The sequence below is a fragment of the Fibrella rubiginis genome, assembly GCF_017353185.1.
Classification (GTDB): domain Bacteria; phylum Bacteroidota; class Bacteroidia; order Cytophagales; family Spirosomataceae; genus Fibrella; species Fibrella rubiginis.
The window spans coordinates 125,752-148,012 of sequence record NZ_JAFMYV010000010.1; the positions used below are offsets into that span (position 1 = coordinate 125,752).

The window sequence follows — 22,261 nt, forward strand, 5'->3', positions numbered from 1 at the left end:
AAGCGCAGGCCCTGTGGACCTGCGCTTGCCGAAACCTATCTCAACAACACAAACTTGTTTATTTGACGGCCAGAATTTTGAATTCCGTTCGTCGGTTTTGCTGATGCTCACTTTCGCTACAGTTTACGCCATCAGTACAGCCGTTCACCACTTCGCTTTCGCCATAACCGTGGGCCGTAAGCCGGTCAGCCGAAATCCCGCGCGAGGCAATGTAGTCGAGGGCGGCCCGCGCCCGGTTTTCCGAGAGCTTCATGTTATACATGTCGCCAGAGCGGGCGTCGGTGTGCGACCGCAGTTCGATCTTCATGTCCGGGTATTCTTTCAGCAACGCTACTACACGGTCTAGCTCGCGGGCGGCGTCGGGACGGATAAAGAACTTGTTGAGGTCGTAATAGATATTTTTCAACTGAAACACGTCACCTTCGCCATACAGGCTGAGTGAGTCAGGGGCAGTACGCTGAATTTTCCTGGCCCCCTTGCTCTTACCATACTGTGCCCTTTTGGTGGCATAGCGGTCTTTTTGAGCCGTAATGGTATAGGGTGCGTTGGATTTCACGGCAAATTCATAGCCACCGTCAGGCCCCGTCACTACCGTTTTTTCCGACTTGTCCTTGTCGTTGCGGAGGGTCACTTTCACGCCCTCGGCAGGCTTCTGGTTCACCTCCGTTTTCACTACACCGCGCACAATGGTGTTTTCGCTCTTTTCCAGGTAGATCGACACGTTTACCTGTGGTCGGTTCGATTGGGTCAGTGTCGAGAATTTGGCTGTGTTGGGGGCATACCCCTCTTTTACAACCTTGAATTCATACTCGGTGTTGGCATCGAGGCAGAGATCCGTCTTGCCTTCGTTACTGGTTACTTTCAGATCCTGGTTGGTGCCGTTGCGTACTATACGTACGTCGGCGGCTTCAAGCGGTGCGCCTGATTTGGCGTCGAACACCAGGATATTCAGCTGCTTGCAAGCCCGGTTGAAGGTGTATATATCGTCATCGCTGATACCCTTGCGGCGGTTGCTGCTGAAATAGCCGCGCGTACGTCCACGGTCGGTGATGAGGCCAAAATCGTCTTTCTCCGAGTTGATGGGATAGCCCACGTTCTGCACGCCCCGGTAGGCCACGCCGTCTTTCAGTTCGGCATAGAAAATATCGAGACCGCCAATGCCCTCGTGTCCATCAGAGGCAAAATAGAGGTTTCCCGTTTCATCGACGTAGGGAAACATCTCGTTGCCTTCCGTATTGATGTCTTTGCCCATATTGACGGGCGTACCCCATTGGCCATTGTTAAATTCGACCACATACAGGTCCGTTCCGCCAAAACCGCCGGGCATGTCCGACACGAAATACAGCTTCTGATCGTCGGGCGAAAAGGCGGGGTGACCTACTGAATACTCTGAGCTATTGAAGGGCAGTTCGGTTACGTCGTGCCACTTGTTGTTGCGGTTTACCGCCGAATATAACTTCAGTTTACGGACGCCGTCGGTGCTTTTGCCGCTCTTGCCTTTGCTGCCGTTGTTGCGGGTGAAGACAATGAAGTTCTGATCTTTGGTAAACGTCACCGGCCCCTCGTGGTACTTGGTGTTTAGGGTGCGGCTAAACTTCTCTGACTTGGAGGTAGGCTTGGTTTCGGCTTCAATCTCGATTGCCTGATCGGCGGCGGGGCCACCGCCGCCCAACACGGCCGTGCCGGGGGGACGAACAACGGGATCGAAACCAGGAATGCGCAGTTGGTTGGTATCGGGAAAGAAATACAGGTCCAGAAACGGGGTTTGGTTCCAGTTGAATACCCGCTTGATCATGCCGCCCTCATCACGCGAGGAGACGAAGACAATCCCTTTTTTGTAATACATCGGGCTAAAATCGGCCTGCCGTGAGTTGATCGGCAGGTTCTGAATCCGGTAGGACGACGAGTCGATATAAAACCGGCTCATGTCCATATAAGATACTGTAAACCGCCGACCCCGAAGGTCGTCGCCTTGTTTTTGCCCAAACTGGCTATACATCTTCTGCGACTCGCGGTGCTTGCCATTGGCGGCGAGTGCCTGCGCATAGTACAGGTATATTTCACTTTCCAGGTCTGGATAGTTGGCAATCAGCTCACCATAAACCCGCTCGGCGTTGCGTGAATCCTGCAGTTTCCGGTAGCACAAGCCTAGCTTGGTGAGGGCCTCACGGGTCTCATTGGCGTCACCAGGTTTGCCGCGCAGGAATTCTTCATACAGGCGCACAGCCGTTATGTAGCTGAAGTTTTCATACTGCTTGTTGGCTGCCCGTAGCCGCCCGCTCTGTGCCTGCAGTGTCAGGGCCGATAAGAAGAGCCCCGCCAGTAAGAGCAGGACCCGTGTAGGTCGGTTCATGAGAGTAAGAGTTTAACTATGGGTCTCCCGGATGAATGTATCAAAATGAGTGCCAAACTGAAAATTCTGGTTTTGCAGCCTACAGTTGATCAGGTGGCGTGATTCACTCGTCAGGCGGGCCACATGAGCCATACGTAGCCCCAGCACCCAACAGATCATCCCAGCGCTTTCCAGTACCCAAACATGCTCACGGTCAGGTAGTGGCATATGTCGTTCCTGTAGCAAATCACTCACCAATTTTGACCCGGTCATACCCAGCGGCCGAAATCGATCGCCTTGTTTCCAGGGGCGAATAAGCCAGGGGAAGGGCAGCATAGCGGCATCGAACAGGGCTTCGTTTGGGCTGTCGGGCCAGGTGCCAGACCAGTTGTCGCGATGCAGCGGCGTGACCGTGAGCTGGCCGGCTTGCCCCAGATCGAGGGGTTCGGCGGGCCAGTCGTTTACGCAAATGAGCGTGTGGGGCGTGGGGTGGCGGGGGCGCAGCCAAAGGCGGTCCTGATGATGCGTCAGTTGGTGTGAGTCTGTACGGAACACTTGCCCTGTTTTGACGGTAGCCGCCCCCCTTTGGTCAACCCCCCGCCAGCACTGCGCCAGCATGTCGGGCGTAAAACCATAGGGACGAAGCCATTGATTTAACCGATAGAGTGGCTCTGGCAGTTGAGCAAGCTGTTGACAGTCAATAGAATAACCAAGGTTATCAGCCTCCGTGCAGGCGGCAAAGGACCAGTCGAGTTCGGCGTTCAGTATTTTCTCGGCCGCCTGAATTTGACTGATGGTGCGCGGCAGTGTCTGGAGCAGACCAGGGTTGATGTGTTCAAGAGCGGGTACCACCTGATGCCGAATCCGGTTGCGGCTATAGGTATCGGAAGCATTGGAGGCATCGTCGCGCCAGGTCAGTTGCTGTTCCTGAGCGTATGCCTCAATGTCGGCGCGGGTAGCAAACCAGAGGGGCCGGATCACGCCCTGATCGGTTTTGACAGGAATGCCATGTAAACCGGCCAGTCCGGTGCCCCGCGTGAGGTTCAGCAGCATGGTTTCGAGCACGTCGTTGAGGTGATGGGCCGTGGCGATGGCCGCGTAGCCATGCTCCTGTCTGAGCGTTTGAAACCAATTGTAGCGCAGGTGCCGGGCCACAAGCTGAATGGACTCGCCCCGTCTGCGGGCTTCAGCGGCTGTATCAAAGCCGATTTCGTGAAACGGAACGCCGTAGGCCGCCGCCTTGTTTTTAACCAGCAAGGCATCTGCATCAGACTCGGTACCCCGCAAACCGAAGTTGACATGAGCCATGGCAAACGTAAACCCACAGCGATGCATCAGGTGAGTAAGCACCATCGAATCGACACCACCACTCACGGCGATCAGCACAGACTGCTGGGTAGAGACAAGTTGGTGTTCGTTAATAAATGCTAAAAAGCCCTGTTCCAGCACACGTTGGCGTAGTTTTGTGTTAAAATCAGTTTTCAGTTTAGACTTGTCCAGGGCACGCGTGTTGCTGACACGTTAGCCGACAGAAAAGAACAAACGGAAAACTTCTCTTTGATGGATTACTTACAAAAATACATTCTTTCCTTGCGTTGGCTGCTAACGGCTCTGTTGCTGGCGGTGGCGCCATGGGCCATGGCACAGGTGGGTCGTCCGCCGATGACGGGCGGCCAACCCGGAACTGGCTCGGGCACTGAACTTGTGCAGCTGCTTCATGCCGACAGCCTCATTGGACTTAATACCCCGGGCGCATCGACCAGACGGGTGGTCAACAACGTTAAGTTCAGCCACAAAGGGGCGTTGCTCTACTGCGATCAAGCTGTTCAAAACAGTAGTAGCAACGTGATTGAAGCCTATGGGCACGTGCGCATTGTGCAGGGTGACACGGTGACGGTCCAGGGCGATACCATGTACTATTATGGCAACACCCGCTCAGCCACCGTGCTGAATCGCGTTATTCTCCGCGACCGTAAGATGACGCTGACTACCGCCCGGCTGGACTACGATATGGCCAACGGCCTGGCGCACTACCCCACCAAAGGCCGGATTGTCGACAAAGAGAATGTGCTCACCAGCGAGGAAGGCTATTATAGTACTCGCACCAAGGAGTTTACGTTTATTCGCAATGTGCGGCTGGTGAATCCCAAAACCACGCTCCTCGCCGACTCGCTACTCTATAACAGTGCTACCAAGATTGCTACGTTTCAGGGGCCAACCAAGATTATCAACAAAGATGGCACCCTGCAGGCCCGCGATGGTACATACAATACTACTACGCGTGTCTCGAATTTTAAGCAGCGCGCTACCGCCTTCACGGATAAATACACCCTTACGGCCGATACGCTGGATTTCGACAATCAGAGCGAGCTGGGCATTGCCAAGGGGAACGTGGTGCTGGTAGCAAAAGAAGACAAAACCACCATTACGGGTAAGCAGGGCCGCTATAACGGTAAGCTGGGCATCACCCGCGTCACGGGCAACGCCGTGGTGCGCACCGTCAGCGCCCCCAAAGATACCCTCTACATGCGGGCCGATACGCTGTTCTCCTACGATACGCCGTCGGGTAGTAAAGAGAAGAAACCGCGTAAGCTGGTGGGAAACAAAAACGTACTCGTCTTCAAAAACGACATGCAGAGCCGTTGTGACTCACTGGTATACACGGCCGTGGATTCGAGCTTCTATTTCTACAAAAAGCCCATTGTCTGGAGCCAGAATTACCAGATGGAAGCCGACACGATTACGGCCCGGCTGAAGAATAATAAGATTAATACGCTGCTGCTCCGCACGCGGTCTTTTGTGGTGTCGCAGGACACAATGAAGTTCTTTAACCAGATAAAAGGGCGGTCGGTAACGGCCTATTTCAAATCGGTGCTCGACACGCTCCGGCCTAAAGTGGTACGGGTGGTGCGGCGCACAAAGAACGCGGCCGGTGCTACCGTGAAGCCGACGGCCAGTACGGGCAACAAACCCGCCCCGTCACAACCTGTTGTCACAACGGCCCTGGTGGGGCCTGGTACAAACGGAAAACCACCTAAGGTAGAAGAGAAAACGCAGCTAGATAAAGTGATAGTGGAGGGCAACGGTCAGAGCATTTATTTCGTAGTGGATGATAAAAATGTTTTCACCGGAATGAATCGCGTTGACTGTAGCAAGATGACTATTGAATTTACTAAAAGCAGGGTAGGGAATATCCGCTTTTATGGTCGTCCCGATGGTACGTTGACGCCTCCCAAACAACTCACCGATGATAAGAAAACACTAGACGGTTTTCGGTGGCGTGTAAATGAAAAACCTACCAAAGCCAATGTGTTGGGCGAAGAGCCTTACGGGCCGCCGACTAAAAAGAACAGTCCACAGCCACCTGCACAGATTATTGCTGACCTGTCAGACCGGATTCCGGCCGTCAAAAAAGAAACCAACAGGCTTGGTTTGCCCGCGTCGGTTAGTTCGGTGATGGCGTCGCCTGCGTTGCCGGCATCGGTCAGTGCCGCCGCCGGGATGCTTAAATCTTTGCCGGTGAGCACATTGGCGAGTACGAGTGCAGTGACGGAGCTAACCAGCGCAACAGTAGCCACCATGATTCCCAGCGTGAAGCTACTGGCCGACAGCATCGCTTCAGATTCGACCACAACAGGCCGGGTAATAAACGCGGTTTTGCCCGCCACAACGAAGTCAGATAGTGCTGTTTCGGCAGAATCCAATTCGGTAATGTCTGTTAAAAAAAATGTAGTTAAAAAATCACTTCCAGCCAGGGTTAGCGTAAAGACTGCCAACGCTCCATCGTCGACGGGTCAGGGTGCGTTCCAAACAAAAGATGTCTCTGGCCTTGAAAAGGAATTAAATAAGGTTCCACTGAATAAAAAGGGCATTAAACTTGATGTGATTTCTAAACCTTCAGCACCTAAATCGGGTCAAAAGGAGTAAATAGCCTGGAGAATTAACAATTTTTCACCCATAACCGCGTTGACTTTGTCTTTTTTCGTAGATACGTTTGCAGGTCGCATGGTCAACGCGTTGATTATCAAGTATGAAGCAAAATTTACTGGCATATGGTCTTTTCATCGGTCTGCTATGGACCACTTCGACGCGGGCGCAGGAACCGGGGCGAAGTCGGCTTGAGCTGGGCCGAAAGAACGGCCCAACTTCGGTAGCGGCAACCAACACCAGGCCCCAACGCCTGCTGATGCCCCGACCCATGCCCATGTCGCCCATGGACCGTCTGCTTACGCAGGGCCGTAACGACATGCTCCGCGACTATTATCGGTCTATTCTGCTGGCTCCTTCGGTGATAAAAACAGGCTCGGTTCGTTCCAGTGCTGCCACTCCTGAAAGCACGGCCACCAGCCTGCCGGTGGTCGACCGTCAGCCGGAAGACGCCGTGCATTCGGAAGAGCAGATGTATAACAGCAGTCGCCTGACGGTCTCAAACATTTACCCTAACCCGGCCCATGAACTGGCTGAGATAGACTATACCATGCACGGTAGTGTGGGCGGCGTCAACATCACACTGCTCAATATTCTGGGTGCACCCGTAGCCGAATATTCGCTGGACCGTAACGAACGGAAAGTGCGGATTCAGACCCGCGATTTGCCAACCGGCTACTACTTCTACCAACTGTCGGTAGAGGGGGTAAAAGTGGCCACCAAGAAACTGCTGGTGAAGCATCAGTAATGGACGGCATTTGGCAACAATTGCCAAACGAACATCGTTTCTGACTACGTAAACAGTACCTTGGCACCTTAAACCACGAGCAACATGGCTAAAGCACAAGACGCCCGATCTGAGAAGAAAAAAGAACCTGCTAAGTCGCCAAAAGAGAAAAAAGCGGCCAAAGCTGAAAAGAAACAGGAAAAAAGCCGCCGTCAGGATTAATGACCGGCGTAGCATAAAAAAGGTCCACCAGCTAGCTGGTGGACCTTTTTTATGCTACGCCGGCTGCCCTCTACTCATCCAGGTACGGCCAACCGTCTTCACTACGTCGGCCACCACCGGGTTTTATACGACGTGCGCTGCTGTTTGCCGGAATTGTATTACCGGGTAGGGCGTTAAACAAGCCATTTCATGGATCAACGTGAAAGGCTTTCATTCAACCCTCAGTACACAGGCACTATGATTCTTGTCACCGGCGCTACGGGCCATCTCGGCTCAGCTACCCTCAGCTTCCTGCTTAACAAAATACCCGCGTCTCAACTGGTTGGCCTTGTCCGCGACGAAAGCAAAGCCACTGATTTAAAAGGAAAAGGCATTACTGTCCGCGTGGGTACGTATGACGACACGGCCTCACTCGGCAACGCCATGCAGGGCATCGATACGGTGCTGCTGATTGCTGGTACGGACGAAGAAAATCGCCTTCGGCAGCATAGCAACGTGGTTGATGCGGACTGACCTACACCCTATTCCAGAATATTCTCTACATGGACACTATACCGCAGTTTGTGGGACCAACCGTTTTTGAGCGGGGTATTTACCTGCCCGCCGGTAACGGAAAAGTTGCCCTGGCGCTCCGGCGTGATATGGGAGAAGCTATGGCCAATGCCCTGGCAGCGGGTGACAGCGGCAATAAACTCTATAAACTCACCGGCAGCGAGTCCTATTCCTTTGCCGATGTTGCGGCGGCGCTGACCGAGCTATCGGGCAAGACGGTGAAGTACATAGCGGCGACGAAAGCGGCCTTCGAAGCGGGCCTGAAAGAACGAGGTCTGCCCGATGTAATGGTGCAACGAATAACCGGTTTCATCACCGACATCAGTAACGGGCAGGAAGATCAGGTAAGCTCTGACCTGGGAACCCTGCTTGGCCGGAAACCGGCTTCGCTGAAGGAAGGGCTAAAGGAGTTGTATCAGCTGTAATAAAGCACGGCCCCGGCCAAGGAGGCTAGGTTGAGCACCCGTTCTGATCAACGTTTCTGTGCGTTGTATTTGGCTAACAGTCGCAGGGTATGTTCCAACGCCCTGGTGTCGGACCAGTCTTCGTGACCGGGTATCACCGTCCGGGCCGTACCAAACTGCCGGATCACCCGGCGGACTGAATTAGCCCACTCACCCAAATTGGCGTCGGCGACGTTTCCCATCCCGAAAGTGGCTACGCTTTTGATCAGACAGCCGCCATGCAGCAGGTGCTGATTGGGCAACCAGACCACAATATTATCACTGGTGTGGCCCTCACCGGGGAAGTAACAGCGTATGGGCACCTGTCCGACTGTAAACGTGGTGTCTGAGGGAAGAATCCCCTCGGGCGACTCGTAACCCAAGCGTATAGACTTCTGGGCGGTTAGCGGCGTGCTGATAACCCGTACTCCCGCCCGGCGCAGGGCAGCTATACCACCCACGCGGTCTTCGTGGGCGTGCGTCACAATACAGAGCCGTACGGTTTGGTGCAGGCTATCAGCTACCCAGCGCAGTAATTGCTCAGTGTTTCCGGTGTCATCTTTGGTATCCCAACCGGTATCAACCAACACCACGCCCCCCTGGGTGCTAATAATCAGGCCGTTGGACGGAACGCTACTTTGCTGGTACACTCCATAGGTAGTATGAACGTATACATGGTTGGTGATGGGGGTGACGACAAGCCTGGGTTTCTGCGGCGTTTGGGCGTGAACGCAGGGAGCAAAAAACAACCAGGCCAGAAGTACTGGTAAGTGACGCATAAGAGCAGGCGATTATGGGGGCGATACAAATGGCAAAGTTAAAATGAGCTGGCTGTATCCTCCTGTTTTCGTGTGAAAGGTGTATGAGCACGCCTCGTGGGGTGGTTTTGCGGTCCGTAAGCTCAGAGAGGTAACGACTATCAGCAGCCGTGCAACCGCCGAGTAATTAAGGCACGATGAATGTGGTAAGCAAAGCATCTTCTGTATTTTGCGCCTATCAACGTTCACCACTATGCTCTCTGAATCAGATCGTCCTCATTATCACCAATTTTCACATTCCCTGCTGTCGCTGGCTATCATCACGGCGGCTATCTATCTGGGGCAGGACATCCTGGTGCCGCTGGCTATGGCGGGACTGCTGGCCGTTTTTCTGCAGCCCATTGAAACCTGGCTCATACGCCGGGGTATGCACAAAGTCATTGCCATTAGCCTGGCCCTGTTGCTGGCTATCATCGTAATCTCGGGCATTGGGGTGCTGTTGTCGATCCAGCTAGCTGACTTCACCGATGATTTGCCCAAGCTCCGGCAGCACCTAAACGAGGTATATGCAGACGTGCGGCGCTGGATACATAATGAGTATAACGTAAGCTACCGACAGCAGGACAAGTATATTCAGAAAGCGCAGGCCGAAACGCTGACGAGTCTGCAGAGTGCTGATACGCTGGGTATTATTTCCGGTCCGTTGGGTACGCTGATTCTGCTGCCCATTTACGTATTCCTGCTGCTCTATTACCGCACCATGCTCATGCACTTTGTGGTGGTGCTCTTTCCGCAACGGCATGCCGACCGCGTCCGCGAGATCCTCTCGGAAGTAAAGGCCGTTGTACAGAGCTATGTAGTGGGGCTGCTGATCGAAACTGCCTGTGTAGCGGGGCTTAACTCCGTTGGTCTGCTGCTGTTGCACGTTCAATACGCTATCCTGCTGGGCATCATGGCCGCTATTTTGAACCTGGTGCCCTACATTGGGGGGCTGGTGGCCACATTTCTGACCGTGCTGGTGACCATGAGCTACCAACCTGATTTGTCGGTGGGGCTGGGCGTTGTGGGCGTGTTTTTGCTTGTGCAGTTCATCGACAACAACCTGCTGGTACCTTTCATTGTAGCGTCGAAAGTGCGTATCAACGCGCTGGTGTCTATTGTTGGTGTGCTCATTGGCGGGGCCTTGGCGGGGGTGTCGGGCATGTTCCTGTCTATTCCGGCCATTGCCATTCTGAAGATTATCTTCGACCGGGTCGACAGTCTGCGGGCGTGGGGCGTGTTGCTGGGCGACCAAACGCCAGAGCAGGAGGGGAGCAAGCTGTTTCGCCTGCCCCGCCGTCGCCGCAAAGCTGTCATTACCGAAAACTGAGCCAATTACGCTTAACCGTGACCACACGAAAAAGCCGCATTCAGGTCCCTGATGCGGCTTTTTCGGTAGGTAGGTTTTCCTGATGATTGTTAGAAAAATGTCAGGGTGAAATCGAGCAGTACGCCCTCACCCGAAAGGGTAGTCAGGTTTGTGATTTCTTCAGGTTCGCGGTCGGGGCGATACACGTAAGCCGTACGCATGTCGGTGTCAATCAGCCAGCCCAGTTGACAACCGTTGTCCATCCAATCGACCATTTTCTGTTTGGCGTCGACCAGCCGGTCAGAAGGCGATTTAAGCTCCAGCACAAAGTCGGGGCAAAGGGGAACAAACTTACGCCGTTGCTGCTCTGTCAATGCCTTCCAACGCGCCCGGCTCACGCCCGCTACATCAGGCGACAGCACCGATCACCGACGTGTCGGGTAGCCGGAATGCCGTTGATGAATCGAAAAAGTATCCCCACTTCGACTGCCGGTTCCAGATAACAAAATCTGCTCCTAGCTCAATATTCCGGTTTCCCGTTTCGCCGCCTGTTAAGCTCATCAGTATGATGTCACCGTTTTTACGGCGCTCAAAACGCAACGAAGGGTTATCCTGGCAAAACCGAACGAACTCGTCGTCGGTAAACCGAATGTCTTCCGCAAAATGCATCAGTACTGTTTCCATAAGGGCTAAAATAAGCGTTTACGCTCAAATCGTAGCGATGGTGCTGTCGGCACCTTCGGTCATATCGGCAGGTATGTCATCGGCGGGGGGCACCATCAGGTCGTCGAAAAGCTGGGCCGTCATCACGTCGGCTTCGGTGACATCGAAAAAGCGTTCCTGGATGTTGAAGGGCTCGCTGTCTACTTCAACGTATCCAGAGCAACTGTGATATTGTTTTCCTGCCCCCGCTTTAAGTCAGTCAAATTTGGCTGAACTTGATCCAAGCTAAAGTCGGCATAGCGGCTACCCAGTTTTACTAGTTTGTAGCAATTGAATGTAGCGTAGCTATCGCTAGGTACTTGGATTGTAGAACTGACATTACCATTCTTGCCAGTATAGCCTAGGTAAAGTTGCGTGGAGACTTTGGGAGGGTTTAAATAGCCTCCCTTTATACCAAATATCTCGACCACACCACTATCAACAGGAAGTCCTGTTTGCTTATACACTATATGAAAAGAGAAGGGAGTAGGCAATAATACAATGGGTTCTTCCTTTTTACAGGCTCCTGCCAGCCCCAGTAGGGCTGGCAGAGCAATTGATGAGACAGTTTTCATTGTTAGTGAGTTTAACGAGTGATAAACACTTTCTGGATCCGTCAAATCGTAGCGATGGTGCTGTCAGCTCCTTCGGTCAGGTCGGCGGTTAATTGTTATCAATTGCCTTTCTTCAGAACAAACTTAAAAATCTGCCGCTGGCCTAAATGTAAATATCCTGGATTGTGATAATCGTTTGAAAGATTCTTAAACTCTGGTAAAACAGCGCCAGATGCATCAACGATTTTGACCTGAACTGTGTCGGCGTAATATGACGTCTTGTCAATAGTGAAATTGGCGGGATAGTCTAACCTATACGATTTAAATTCTAATTCTCCTTTGCTGGTAACCGCATTGTACCGAAATCTCCCCTGACTATCTGTTGTGAAATCTTCTTTGCTTACCAAACTGCCACTTGATCCATATCCCTGACTTACATAAGCACCAATACTAAGCGGATAATTAGCCACCGGTTTTCCATCAGAAAGCTGTACTGTGCCTTCAACGAGCGTAGTGCTTTCGATGGTTTTAAAACAACCAAGTAACCATACAGATAGCAAGAAATACGGGATTAGACGGAACAAGCAGACGGTTTTCATACCTTGAGTTATTGAATCAGTTAACCATTACTTTACAACGTTTTTAAATTAGTACTGGATGGGCAGTATTAAATAAGTTCCAAATAGCTATAAGTACAAATTTTGTGTCCTTTGTCAAAAATAGCTGAGTATTTAAGCAGCAAATCTAGTATTCTGTTCTACAAGGGTATTTTTAATCCAAGAACCGATACGTTAGCCAGTTAGTCAGTTCTTTGAATAAGTCAATTTGTAGTTATGTAGGAGTGTACAAAAAATGGTCCCGCTGTCGTCATTCAGCGCAGCCAAATGACAACAGCGGGACCATACTACGCTATGCTATCTCAAATCGTAGCGATGGTGCTGTCGGCACCTTCGGTCATATCGGCGGGGACGTCGGCAACGGGGGGCGTGATGATTTCGTCGAAAAGTTGGGCCTGCATTACGTCGGCTTCGGTCACGTCGAAGAAGCGTTCCTGAATGTTGAACGGTTCAGCTCCTTCGGCGGGTTCGCACTTTTTGTAGGTGCCGTCTTCCTGTAATTCGTACGCGTTGACGGTGTCGAGCAAGTTGTAGTCCAGAATCAGGATAGCCTGCTGTCGCACCCGTAAATCGGCCAGATAAAACAGCGACTCGATGCGCCGGTCGAAGCTGCGCACCATAATGTCGGCACTACCGCCGTAGATTTTGGGTTCGCCGAGGTTGTGGAAATAGAAAATACGGGTGTGCTCCAGGTAGTCGCCTACTATGGAGCGAATGGTGATGTTTTCGCTCAGCCCCTTCCGGCCCGGACGCAGGCAGCAGATACCCCGCACAATAAGCCGGATAGGTACACCCGCCTGCGAGGCGGCGTACAGTTCGTCGATCACGATTTTGTCTTCCAGCGAATTGATTTTAATGCAAATACCGCTGGTCAGGCCGCGCCGGGCATGGTCTACTTCGGCCCGGATGAGGTCGACCAACTGGTTGCGCATGTCGCGGGGGGCGGTGAGCAGGTATTGGTAGCCGCTGGGCAGCGAATGGCCCGTGATGACGTTGAAAAACTCCGAAATGTCGTTGGTGTAGGTCTCGCTCGTAGTCAGAAGCCCAATGTCGGTATACATCCGGGCGGTGTCTTCGTTGTAATTTCCGCTGGATAGGTGCGCATAGCGGACCACGCGGCTGCCTTCGTTGCGCACCACCAGCAGCAGCTTGGTATGGGTCTTGTAGCGGCTGATGCCGTAGATAACAAAGCAGCCCGCTTTCTGCAGCCGCTGCGCCTCGCGGATGTTGTTTTCTTCGTCAAAACGCGCCTTTACTTCAAACAACACCGATACGTGCTTGCCGTTTTCGGCGGCCTTCAGCAACGCCTCCGTAATCCGCGACCGTTTGGCCAGTCGGTATACGGTGAGCTTGATAGCCAGCACGTTAGGGTCTTCGGCGGCCTGTTCCAGCAGTTGCAGCACCGGCTCGAAGTTGTTGTAGGGATGGTGCATCAGGATGTCGCGCTCCCGGATGGCCTCGAAAATATCCCCGATTTTTTCGCGCTCCAGCCCTACCGGCGGCACCGGCGGGTGCGGCGCGGGCATGTCGTTTTTGAACTCCGGATGGCGGATGATCTGCCACAGACTGGTAAAATCAATCAGCCGCGTCGCCTCAAACAGGTTGGCGTCGTCGATCTCCCAGCGTTTTTTCAGCAGATTAATCATCCACGAAGATGCCGCCGAAGTCATGCTTTCGGCTTCTACCTCCACCCGCACCACGCGCCCCAGCCGCCTATTTTTGATCTTCTGCCTGATCTCGTCGAGGAAATCAACTTCATCGTCGTCCTCACTTTCGTCCAGCGCAAAATCGCCGTTGCGGGTAATCTTAAACAGGTTGACCGACGAAATGCTGACGTTGCGGTAAAGCTTGTGAATGTGTTTGCGAACGATTTCTTCGATGGGCAAAAACACGATGGCCTCGTCGCGTTCGAAAGGCATAAACCGGGGCAGGTTGGCCGGAATCTGCACAAACGAGAGCCGCTGACTGTCGTCTTCGTCGTCATCTTTATCGCGCCGGGCCGAGGTGGTGTTGGGGTTATTAGTAACCACGCCGAAGATGAGCACCCGCGCCAGCAACACCGGGAAGGTGTGCGTGTAGTCGTAGAGCATGGGTGTCAGCGTCGGAAAAATCGTCCGGTCGAAGTAATCGGCGGCCTGCTGTTGTTCAGCCTCGGTGAGGTCGGCATAGTGGGCCAGCACAATGTCGTTTTGGGCGAAGAGCGGCATCAGATCATCCACAAAAACGTGTTGCTGATCCTGGCTAAACTGCTGTGCCGCCCGGAAAAGGGCTTTTTTGAACGGTCCTTCCCGCAGCCCCGAATAGTCGGTGCGCTCTTTATGGTAGTCAAGATAGTTGTAGAGGCTACCAATGCGGATGGTAAAAAACTCGTCGAGGTTCGAGGCCGTGATCGCCAGAAACTTCAAGCGCTCCATGAGCGTCCGGGCGGGGTTGCGGGCCTGGTCGAGTACGCGCTCGTTGAACTTTAGCCAGCTTAGATCACGACTTATGTAATCACTCTGCTCCACGACATTGCTGACGCGGGCGGCGGTCTTCGGGCTGGTGCGGTCGGCTGTATCTGCCGCGCTTGTATCACCTAACCGGTTCGTGAAGCGCGAAACAATGTTACCCAGCAAATTGCGGCTACGATGGTGTTGGTTAGGAGTAGACATAGGCGTAGGGAAAAAAAGCAAGAAGTAAGAGATGAGAAGCAAGAGACAAAAGATGCCCGGCGGCTTACTGACTTTTGTCTCTTGCTTCTTATTTCTTGTTTCTCTGTATTAACAAAAAACCGGGCCTTTCGACCCGGTTTCCGTATTAAGTTATTACTAAACGTCTACTTTGGCATACTTCGCGTTCCGCTCGATAAAATCGCGGCGGGGCGGCACCTCATCGCCCATCAGCATCGAGAACACGTGGTCGGCGTCGGCGGCCGATTCAATGGTCACCTGCTTCAGGCTGCGGCGGTTGGGATCCATGGTCGTTTCCCAGAGTTGCTCGGCGTTCATTTCACCCAGCCCTTTGTAGCGCTGGATGTGTACGTTCTCTTCGCGACCAGACCCGGCCAGTTCACGCACGGCAATTTCGCGTTGTGCTTCTGTCCAGCAGTACCGTTCTTCCTTGCCTTTTTTCACCAGGTAAAACGGTGGCTGGGCAATGTAGAGGTAGCCGTTTTCGATCAGCGCGCGCATGTTGCGGAAGAACAAGGTCAGCAGCAGTGTCCGGATGTGGCTACCGTCAACGTCGGCGTCGGTCATGATGATGATCTTGTGATACCGGAGTTTCTCCAGGTTCATTACCGTCTCGTCGCCCAACTTCTCCAGCCGAACGCCCAGGGCCGTCCAGATATTTTTGATCTCTTCGTTTTCGTAGATCTTATGCTCCAGGGCTTTTTCCACGTTCAGGATCTTACCGCGGAGGGGCAGGATGGCCTGGAAAGCCCGGTTACGGCCCTGCTTGGCCGACCCACCGGCCGAGTCACCTTCCACCAGATACAACTCACACACGCGGGGGTCAGTGTCTGAGCAGTCGGCAAGTTTGCCCGGCAGGCCTGCGCCGCCCATGAAGTCCTTGCGGTCTGTCATGATGCGCGAGTAGGCAAGGTCGGCGGCAATACGGGCCTGGGCCGAAATGAGCACTTTGCGCACAATGGCCTGTGCTTTCTTGGGGTTTTCGTCCAGCCAGCGTTCCAGCATTTCGCCCACGATCTGGCTCACGGCGCTCACCACTTCCTGGTTGCCCAGTTTACCTTTAGTTTGCCCTTCAAACTGCGGCTCGGCTACTTTCACCGATACCACGGCGGTGAGGCCCTTACGGAAGTCGCCGCCTTCAAATTTCACTTTGGTGGCGTTCTTCGGAATCAGGCCGGGGTTACGCTCCAGGTATTTGCCAAACACGCGGGTAATGGCCGACCGGAAGCCCTGCACGTGGGTACCGCCCTCATGGGTGTTGATGTTGTTGACGTATGACTGGACGTTTTCGCCCGCCTCCATATTATACACCATTGCCACCTGCGCAGGGGTGCTGCCTTTTTCGCTCTCCATGTAAATCGGCTCCATGCCGTCGAGGGCGGGGCGCGATTCGTCGAGGTATTTCACAAACTCGCTTAGGCCACCTTCCGAGTGAAAAGCTGTGGTGTTGATCGGGTTGCCCTGTTCGTCGAGTTCGCGCAGGTCGGTGAGCTGAATGCGGATGCCCTTGTTGAGGTACGCCAGTTCACGCAGCCGCCCGGCCACGGTGTCGTAGCGGTAGACGGTTTCGGCAAAAATCGTCTCGTCGGGCTTAAAATGAACGGTAGTGCCCGTATCGTCGGCGGTACCGATCTGACGCACGTTGTATTGCGGCTGGCCAATGTGGTACTCCTGTTCGTAGGCTTTGCCGTCGCGGTGTACTTCCACGCGCAGCATGGTCGAGAGGGCGTTCACGCAGGATACACCCACGCCGTGAAGACCACCCGATACTTTATACGTGTCTTTATCAAACTTACCACCGGCGTGAAGCACGGTCATCACCACTTCGAGCGAATCCCGGCCGGTTTGTTTGTTGAGACCCACCGGAATACCCCGGCCATTGTCTCTAACAGTAATGGAATTGTCGGGGTTAATGGTCACCGAAATGGTGTCGCAGTAACCCGCCATTGCTTCGTCGATAGAGTTATCGACAACTTCCCAGATCAGGTGGTGCAGGCCCTTCACGCCTACGTCACCGATATACATCGACGGGCGCTTCCGAACAGCCTCAAGACCTTCGAGCACCTGGATGTTATCGGACCCATAATTGGCCCGTGAGGGGTCAACTACTTCCTGAATATCTGCGTCAACAACTTCGTTAGTCATGCGGTATTTGTGTATGTGGTTTTTGACGAAAAAAGGTCCCGGGAAAGCCGAAAAACAGGCACACACTGTGCTTGTATCAGATTGTAAAAATACAAAATTAATTGGTCATTTCCGAGCGAAATAGCAAGCGATGTCTTACTATAATGAAGTTTTTGGTCGTAAGGGACTACGCGTTGAACAGCTTAAAAAACAGGCTGATTTGAAGGCTGTTTTGGGGTGAGTGGAGAAAGGTTTTTTGCAGTGTGGCGGGGTAGACCCTCGCTGAAAAACAAAAAAACGAACCAGTTGCCTGGTTCGTTTTTTTTTCATACTACAGAACTGCTCTCCGCAATCACCACCCCTGGTTTTGCGTCAACACTTTGTTGATGTCGAGTTCGCGCTGGGGGATGGGGAAGATGTTGTTGCGGTCGATAAACGTGCGTTGTTCCCGTTTGAACCGCAGGGCGTCGCCGTTGGTGTAGTCGGGAATGTCGTTGAGGTCGCGCTCGGAGCCAGCCGCACCAAACGACGGAATCGGCGCTGGCTTGGCGCGGGCCAGGGGTGCCCCATATACGAAGGTGTTCAGCCCCAGCTTGCCCGTGTTCCAGCGGCGCATGTCGAAGAGGTGAATGCCTTCGTCGGCCAGCTCGACTACTTTTTCGCGCCGCACCAACTGCCGCATTTTTGCCTGGCTAGCCACCAGTTCCGTTGCTACGTTGGGCATACCCGCCCGTTTCCGTACAGCGTTCATGGCCGTGGTCACGCTGGCGTCGATCTGGTTCAACTCAATTTTGGCTTCGGCATAGGTGAGCAGTATTTCGGCGTAACGCATGTAGGCGAATCCTGTTTTCGAGGTAAACATATCCTGTGCATCGTCGAGGGTGTATTTCGCCCATAGCAGCCCCATACCGTTTTTGACGGGGCCAAACGCGTTGGTCAGGTCCACGTTGGTACCGGCGGCGTAGGTGTTGCTGTTGAAATTGAACACGGGCGTGGTGGCGTCGTAGATGTTGAAAACAGCCCGCCGCTTTACGTTGCTGGCTGTAGCCGTAATCGTGTCGCCGTCCATCGAAACCGTGTATTTCAAGCGTGGATCGCGCTTTTCGCGCGGTTTGGCGGGGTCATACACCTTCGATTCGTCGATGCGCTTGCCGTCGATGGCCTCAAACTTGTCGACCAGCGCCTGCAGCGGAAACCGCCCCGACTGTCCGCTCAACGTGCGCGATCCCTGTCCCAGCGCAATGTATGACACGGGGTTGGCCTGGTCGGTGGGGAGCAGAAACTCAAACATGATTTCCTTGCCGGCGTTGGCTTGTTGGCCTGCCAGCGTGAACAGGGCCGCAAAGCTTGGATTCAGCCCATACACGTTGCTGTCAATCACTTTCTTGGCAGCGTCGGCGGCCACCTGATACCGCCCCAGCAACAGCGCCAGCTTGGCCTGAATACCAAACGCTACGCCCCGGTTTACGCGCCCCCGGTCTTTCGAAGCCCAGTCGATTTTGGCACCGGCATCGTCGAGGTCGGCGAGCAGATAATCGGCGATCTTGTTTTTGTCGGTTTTGCCCAGCGCATAAAACTGATCGGTCGTGAGCGGGTCGGTGTAGAACGGCACGTCGCCGAAAAGGCCGATGAGGTGGTAATAGGCCCACGCCCGCAGTATTTTGGCCTCGGCCTGAATGCGGTTGAATGTAGCGGGAGTTACCGCAGCCTTGCCTCGCTCTATGCCCGCGAGCACCACGTTGGCCCGCGCTACGGTCTGGTACATCTGCTGCCAGTAGGTGCCCACAGCGAGGTTGGTAGCATCATAGCTACCCGACGCGATGCCCGGCTGCCGTTCCAGCCCGATGTCAGTATAAAGATCAAAAAACACCTGCGCGGGCACGTTGCCCGTGACCCAGTAGCTGGCGTTGTAGACGCCCGTGAGGGCCAGATTCATTTCGGCCTCATTGTTGAAGTACGTCGCCAGTGAGGGCGTGTCCAGCGGCTGCCGGTCCAGGTATTGGTTGCAGCCACCCAGCGATAGGGCGGTGATGGCAGCGATGAGAAATGTCTTTTTCATGTATGATTGAGTGAATGAGTGGCTCACCGGAACGCCGGACCGTCACTCATTCACAATTAAAACCTTAAGTTGAGTCCAACGGTAGTGGTGCGCATGACGGGGTAGAAATCGCCGTTCTGGTCTTCCTTTTCGGGATCGAAACCCTGGAGGAAGTTGGTAAACGTAGCCAGGTTCTGACCGCTGACGTAGATACGCGCCGACCGGATGTTCAGTTTCTGCGAGACCGAAGCGGGGATGGTGTAGCCCAATTGCACGTTTTTCAGGCGCAGGTAGGCGGCGTTGCGTACCCAGTAATCCGAGTCTTTCCAGTTAAATGTGCCCTGGTCGGTGGTCAGACGTGGGTAGCTGGCACCGGGGTTGGTGGGGGTCCAGGCGTCGCGGTGAATGGCGAAGGCCGACGAGATAAAATCGGCGGAATAGAACGCCCAGGCACCATTGCCGCTGACGTAGGAATCGCGCTGCCCCACGCCCTGCAAAAACACGTTGAGGTCGAACCCTTTCCAGGCCAGGTTGGTGGTCAGGCTGTACGAGTAGCGGGGGAAGGGGTTACCAATAATCGTGCGGTCGAAGCCGTTAATGACGCCGTCGGGTTTGCCGTTGGGGCCGCTGATGTCCTTGTACCGAACGTCGCCGGGAGCGGTGGTGGAGGCAATAAAGGGCGTTTTAGCATCGCCATCCAGCGCATTGTCGGCCGCCACCTGGTCGGCGCTTTGGTAGAGTCCGTCAGACAAATAGCCGTAGTAGGACCGGATTGGCTGGCCCGGTGTGGAAATATTCCGGCCCAGAATTACGTCCTGCCCACCCAGATCGACTACCTTGTTTTTCACGTCCGACAGCAGGCCGGTTACGCTGTAGCGCAGACCACCGGCAGTCTGGTTGCGGTAGCTCAGGCTCAGTTCCCAGCCGTTGTTCTGCATCGACCCGGCGTTGACAAAGGCGGGAGAGAAACCCGTAAAGTTCGGGATGGGCCGTAGCAGCAGCAGGTTACTGATCGTGCGCTGGTAGACGTCGGCAGTAATATTGAAGTTCTTGAACAGGGTCAGGTCAACACCCACGTTGGCCTGCGTGGAGGTCTCCCAGGTGATCTGGTTGTTCACCGCCGCCGTTTGGGCCACGCCAAAATTGAGCACGTTGTTGAAGTAGTAGTTCTGACCCAGATCAAACGTGGCCGAGAAGGGGTAATAGGCGGGCGTGAGGTCGGGGTTTACCAGATTCTGGTTGCCCAACTGCCCGTAGGAAGCCCGTACCTTGGCAAATGTGACGCTGCTGGCCAGCCCGTTCAGGAACTTCTCGCGGCTGATGACCCACCCCGCCGACACGCTGGGGAAGAAACCCCACTGCCGGTTCTGAAGCTGCGAAAACCGCGACGAGCCATCATAGCGGCCGTTTACTTCCAGCAAATACTTGTTGTCGAAGGTGTAGTTGAACCGCCCGAAAAACGCCGCCAGCGCATACTCGTTCACGCTGCTGCTGTTGCTCTGGTTGAGCGTACCCACCACCTGATAGGGCTGGTCGGAGGGCAGGTTCGTACGCGAGGCATTGAGCGTTTCGGTATAAAAATCTTCGGCCTGGAAACCCAATTGCAGTTTTAACTCGTTTAACCCCAGCGTTTTATAGAAATTGGTCTGGAGCAGATAGTTGTTCAGCTGCGACCGGTTGATAGCGTCCGAAATCTGGTTTACCCCCGGGTAGTTCGCCGCAAAGTCGAGGCCATTGGTAGTCAGGTTGGGCCGGAACACCTGGTAGTTTTGCAGAAACCGCTTCTGGATCTGCTCCCGGCTGTTGCTCGAAAATTGCGCCTCCACGTCCATAAACGTAAATGGACGGTAGGTCAGGTTGCCCCGGAAAATGGTGTTGGGGCGATTGATACGGTTAAATCCGCTTGCCTCTACTGTGCCGATGGGGTTACGGAAATTGCTTTGTGCCGCATCGCCGTATTGCCCCGGCCCAAACTTGCCTGGTCCGATGGCCGGGTAGCCAATGGCCTGCCGGATAATGAACTCGGCGGTGCTGCCGCCGGGCTGGGTTTCGGTGGCGTTGGTGTAGATCAGATCACCCTGGAAAGTCAGGTTTTTGGTGAGCTTCACGTCGGTGTTGAACCGCAAATCGAACCGGCGGAAGCTGGTGTTGGGCGTAAGCCCCTGCTGGTTGAGAAACGTGCCCGCCGCAAAGAACTTAATCCGTTCGGAGCCGCCGCTGAGGTTAACGTTATGGTTTTGCATCAGGCCCGTATTGCTCAGCACACTACCCAGCCAGTTGGTGTCGAAATACCGGAAATTGTCGGCGGGGTTGGCGCGGTAGGCATCCACCAGCGTAGTGGCATAGGGTTGCGTGGCTCCCGAATTGGCCGCCGCCTGATTGAACAGCGTCAGGTGCTCCAGTGCCGTAATGCGCTCAGGCAAACGGGTAGCCTGCTGGCTCGATACAAAACCGTTGTAGTCGATCTGAATGCCGTCGGTAGCCCCGCGGCGGGTGCGCACGACAATGACGCCGTTGGCTGCGCGGGCACCGTAAATAGCCGCCGACCCGGCATCTTTCAGCACCGTAATGCTTTCGATATTGTTGGGGTCGATGTTGTTGAGCGTTTCGAGCGAGTTGATGGGTTGCTGCACACCGTCAATCACGAGCAGTGGTGTGGTGCCCGCAAACAGCGACCCCACCCCCCGGATGTTGATGTTAGCCCCATCGGCACCCGGCCGGCCCGACTGTTGGATCACCGTCACGCCCGGTGCCAGGCCCTGCAATAGGTTCGAGGCGGTGGCTACCTGCCGCACCACCAGGTCTTCGCGGCGCAGTTGTGTAACAGCGGCGGTGAGCGTAGCGCGCCTTTGGGTGCCATAACCCACTACAACCACTTCTTCCAGGTTCCGGCTCGACGGTTCGAGAGCCACATTGACGGTCTCGCGGGTGCCCACGGCCACTTCGGTGGAGTTATACCCAATGAAGCTAAAGACCAGTACGTTAGTGTTGTCGGCGTTGAGCGAATACGTGCCGTTAGTGCTGGTGACAGCACCGCGCTGTGTGCCTTTCACCGTCACCGACACCCCCGGCAGTTCCTGTCCATTGCTCTGGTCGGTTACTTTGCCGGTGAGCGTTCGTTGTTGGGCTAAAGCAGCTGAAAAGCAGCAAAATAGGCCCAACAACGTTAGGAGTACGTGTTTCTTCATAAAAGTTGATCCTTGTGTTAAGCGCGAAAATTAGCCCTTTTACCCTGAAAAGCCTACCGA

At 54.2% G+C, this 22,261-nt stretch carries 16 protein-coding genes; 5 read left to right on the forward strand and 11 right to left on the reverse strand.

Going from position 1 to position 22,261, the window contains the following annotated elements; all coding sequences use genetic code 11:
* Positions 1-58 precede the first annotated feature (58 nt).
* Together J2I47_RS18920 and tilS are read right to left on the reverse strand one after the other, a co-directional pair.
* The gene (locus tag J2I47_RS18920; RefSeq protein WP_207366166.1) at positions 59-2,353 is read right to left on the reverse strand and encodes a carboxypeptidase regulatory-like domain-containing protein; all 2,295 of its coding nucleotides are present in this window, start codon (positions 2,351-2,353) and stop codon (positions 59-61) included.
* 12 nt (positions 2,354-2,365) lie between these two features.
* Complete coding sequence (gene tilS, locus J2I47_RS18925; protein ID WP_207366167.1) at positions 2,366-3,781, reverse strand: tRNA lysidine(34) synthetase TilS; 1,416 nt, start codon at positions 3,779-3,781, stop codon at positions 2,366-2,368.
* 111 nt (positions 3,782-3,892) lie between these two features.
* On the opposite strand from tilS, the gene J2I47_RS18930 reads away from it, so the two are divergent.
* From J2I47_RS18930 to J2I47_RS26635, 4 genes are all read left to right on the forward strand, one after another.
* Positions 3,893-6,259 carry an OstA-like protein gene (locus J2I47_RS18930; RefSeq protein ID WP_229374763.1) on the forward strand — a complete coding sequence of 789 codons (2,367 nt, stop codon included), beginning with the start codon at positions 3,893-3,895 and terminating at the stop codon, positions 6,257-6,259.
* A gap of 103 nt (positions 6,260-6,362) precedes the next feature.
* Positions 6,363-7,007 carry a T9SS type A sorting domain-containing protein gene (locus J2I47_RS18935; RefSeq protein WP_207366168.1) on the forward strand — a complete coding sequence of 215 codons (645 nt, stop codon included), beginning with the start codon at positions 6,363-6,365 and terminating at the stop codon, positions 7,005-7,007.
* Between the two features lie 438 nt (positions 7,008-7,445).
* Positions 7,446-7,721, forward strand: coding sequence for an NAD(P)H-binding protein (locus J2I47_RS26630; protein ID WP_229374765.1), 276 nt, complete (start codon positions 7,446-7,448; stop codon positions 7,719-7,721).
* A 29-nt stretch (positions 7,722-7,750) separates the two neighbouring features.
* The gene (locus J2I47_RS26635; protein ID WP_229374767.1) at positions 7,751-8,185 is read left to right on the forward strand and encodes a Rossmann-fold NAD(P)-binding domain-containing protein; all 435 of its coding nucleotides are present in this window, start codon (positions 7,751-7,753) and stop codon (positions 8,183-8,185) included.
* Between the two features lie 47 nt (positions 8,186-8,232).
* On the opposite strand, the gene bla is transcribed toward J2I47_RS26635, so the two are convergent.
* Complete coding sequence (gene bla / locus J2I47_RS18945; RefSeq protein ID WP_207366169.1) at positions 8,233-8,982, reverse strand: subclass B1 metallo-beta-lactamase; 750 nt, start codon at positions 8,980-8,982, stop codon at positions 8,233-8,235.
* A 232-nt stretch (positions 8,983-9,214) separates the two neighbouring features.
* Here bla and J2I47_RS18950 point away from each other — a divergent pair, with 232 nt between their 5' ends.
* Positions 9,215-10,330 (forward strand): AI-2E family transporter, encoded by a 1,116-nt coding sequence (locus J2I47_RS18950; protein ID WP_207366170.1) that lies wholly within the window; start codon positions 9,215-9,217, stop codon positions 10,328-10,330.
* Positions 10,331-10,419: 89 nt separating this feature from the next.
* Here J2I47_RS18950 and J2I47_RS18955 read toward each other — a convergent pair whose 3' ends face one another.
* The 8 genes from J2I47_RS18955 to J2I47_RS18990 form a co-directional block, all read right to left on the reverse strand.
* Positions 10,420-10,731, reverse strand: coding sequence for a Uma2 family endonuclease (locus J2I47_RS18955; protein WP_207366171.1), 312 nt, complete (start codon positions 10,729-10,731; stop codon positions 10,420-10,422).
* Positions 10,718-10,993 carry a Uma2 family endonuclease gene (locus J2I47_RS18960; RefSeq protein ID WP_207366172.1) on the reverse strand — a complete coding sequence of 92 codons (276 nt, stop codon included), beginning with the start codon at positions 10,991-10,993 and terminating at the stop codon, positions 10,718-10,720. Before J2I47_RS18960 ends, J2I47_RS18955 begins: the two co-directional genes overlap by 14 nt.
* A gap of 179 nt (positions 10,994-11,172) precedes the next feature.
* Positions 11,173-11,586 (reverse strand): hypothetical protein, encoded by a 414-nt coding sequence (locus tag J2I47_RS18965; RefSeq protein WP_207366173.1) that lies wholly within the window; start codon positions 11,584-11,586, stop codon positions 11,173-11,175.
* Between the two features lie 98 nt (positions 11,587-11,684).
* The gene (locus tag J2I47_RS18970) at positions 11,685-12,164 is read right to left on the reverse strand and encodes a transthyretin-like family protein (RefSeq protein WP_207366174.1); all 480 of its coding nucleotides are present in this window, start codon (positions 12,162-12,164) and stop codon (positions 11,685-11,687) included.
* 320 nt (positions 12,165-12,484) lie between these two features.
* Positions 12,485-14,833 (reverse strand): polyphosphate kinase 1, encoded by a 2,349-nt coding sequence (gene ppk1 / locus J2I47_RS18975; RefSeq protein WP_207366175.1) that lies wholly within the window; start codon positions 14,831-14,833, stop codon positions 12,485-12,487.
* A gap of 156 nt (positions 14,834-14,989) precedes the next feature.
* Entirely contained in the window at positions 14,990-16,996 is a 2,007-nt protein-coding gene (gene gyrB / locus J2I47_RS18980; RefSeq protein ID WP_207366176.1) for a DNA topoisomerase (ATP-hydrolyzing) subunit B, read from the reverse strand.
* Positions 16,997-17,327: 331 nt separating this feature from the next.
* Entirely contained in the window at positions 17,328-19,034 is a 1,707-nt protein-coding gene (locus J2I47_RS18985) for a RagB/SusD family nutrient uptake outer membrane protein (RefSeq protein WP_207366177.1), read from the reverse strand.
* A 56-nt stretch (positions 19,035-19,090) separates the two neighbouring features.
* On the reverse strand, positions 19,091-22,201 hold the full coding sequence (locus tag J2I47_RS18990) for a SusC/RagA family TonB-linked outer membrane protein (RefSeq protein ID WP_207366178.1): 3,111 nt from the start codon (positions 22,199-22,201) through the stop codon (positions 19,091-19,093).
* Positions 22,202-22,261: the final 60 nt, after the last annotated feature.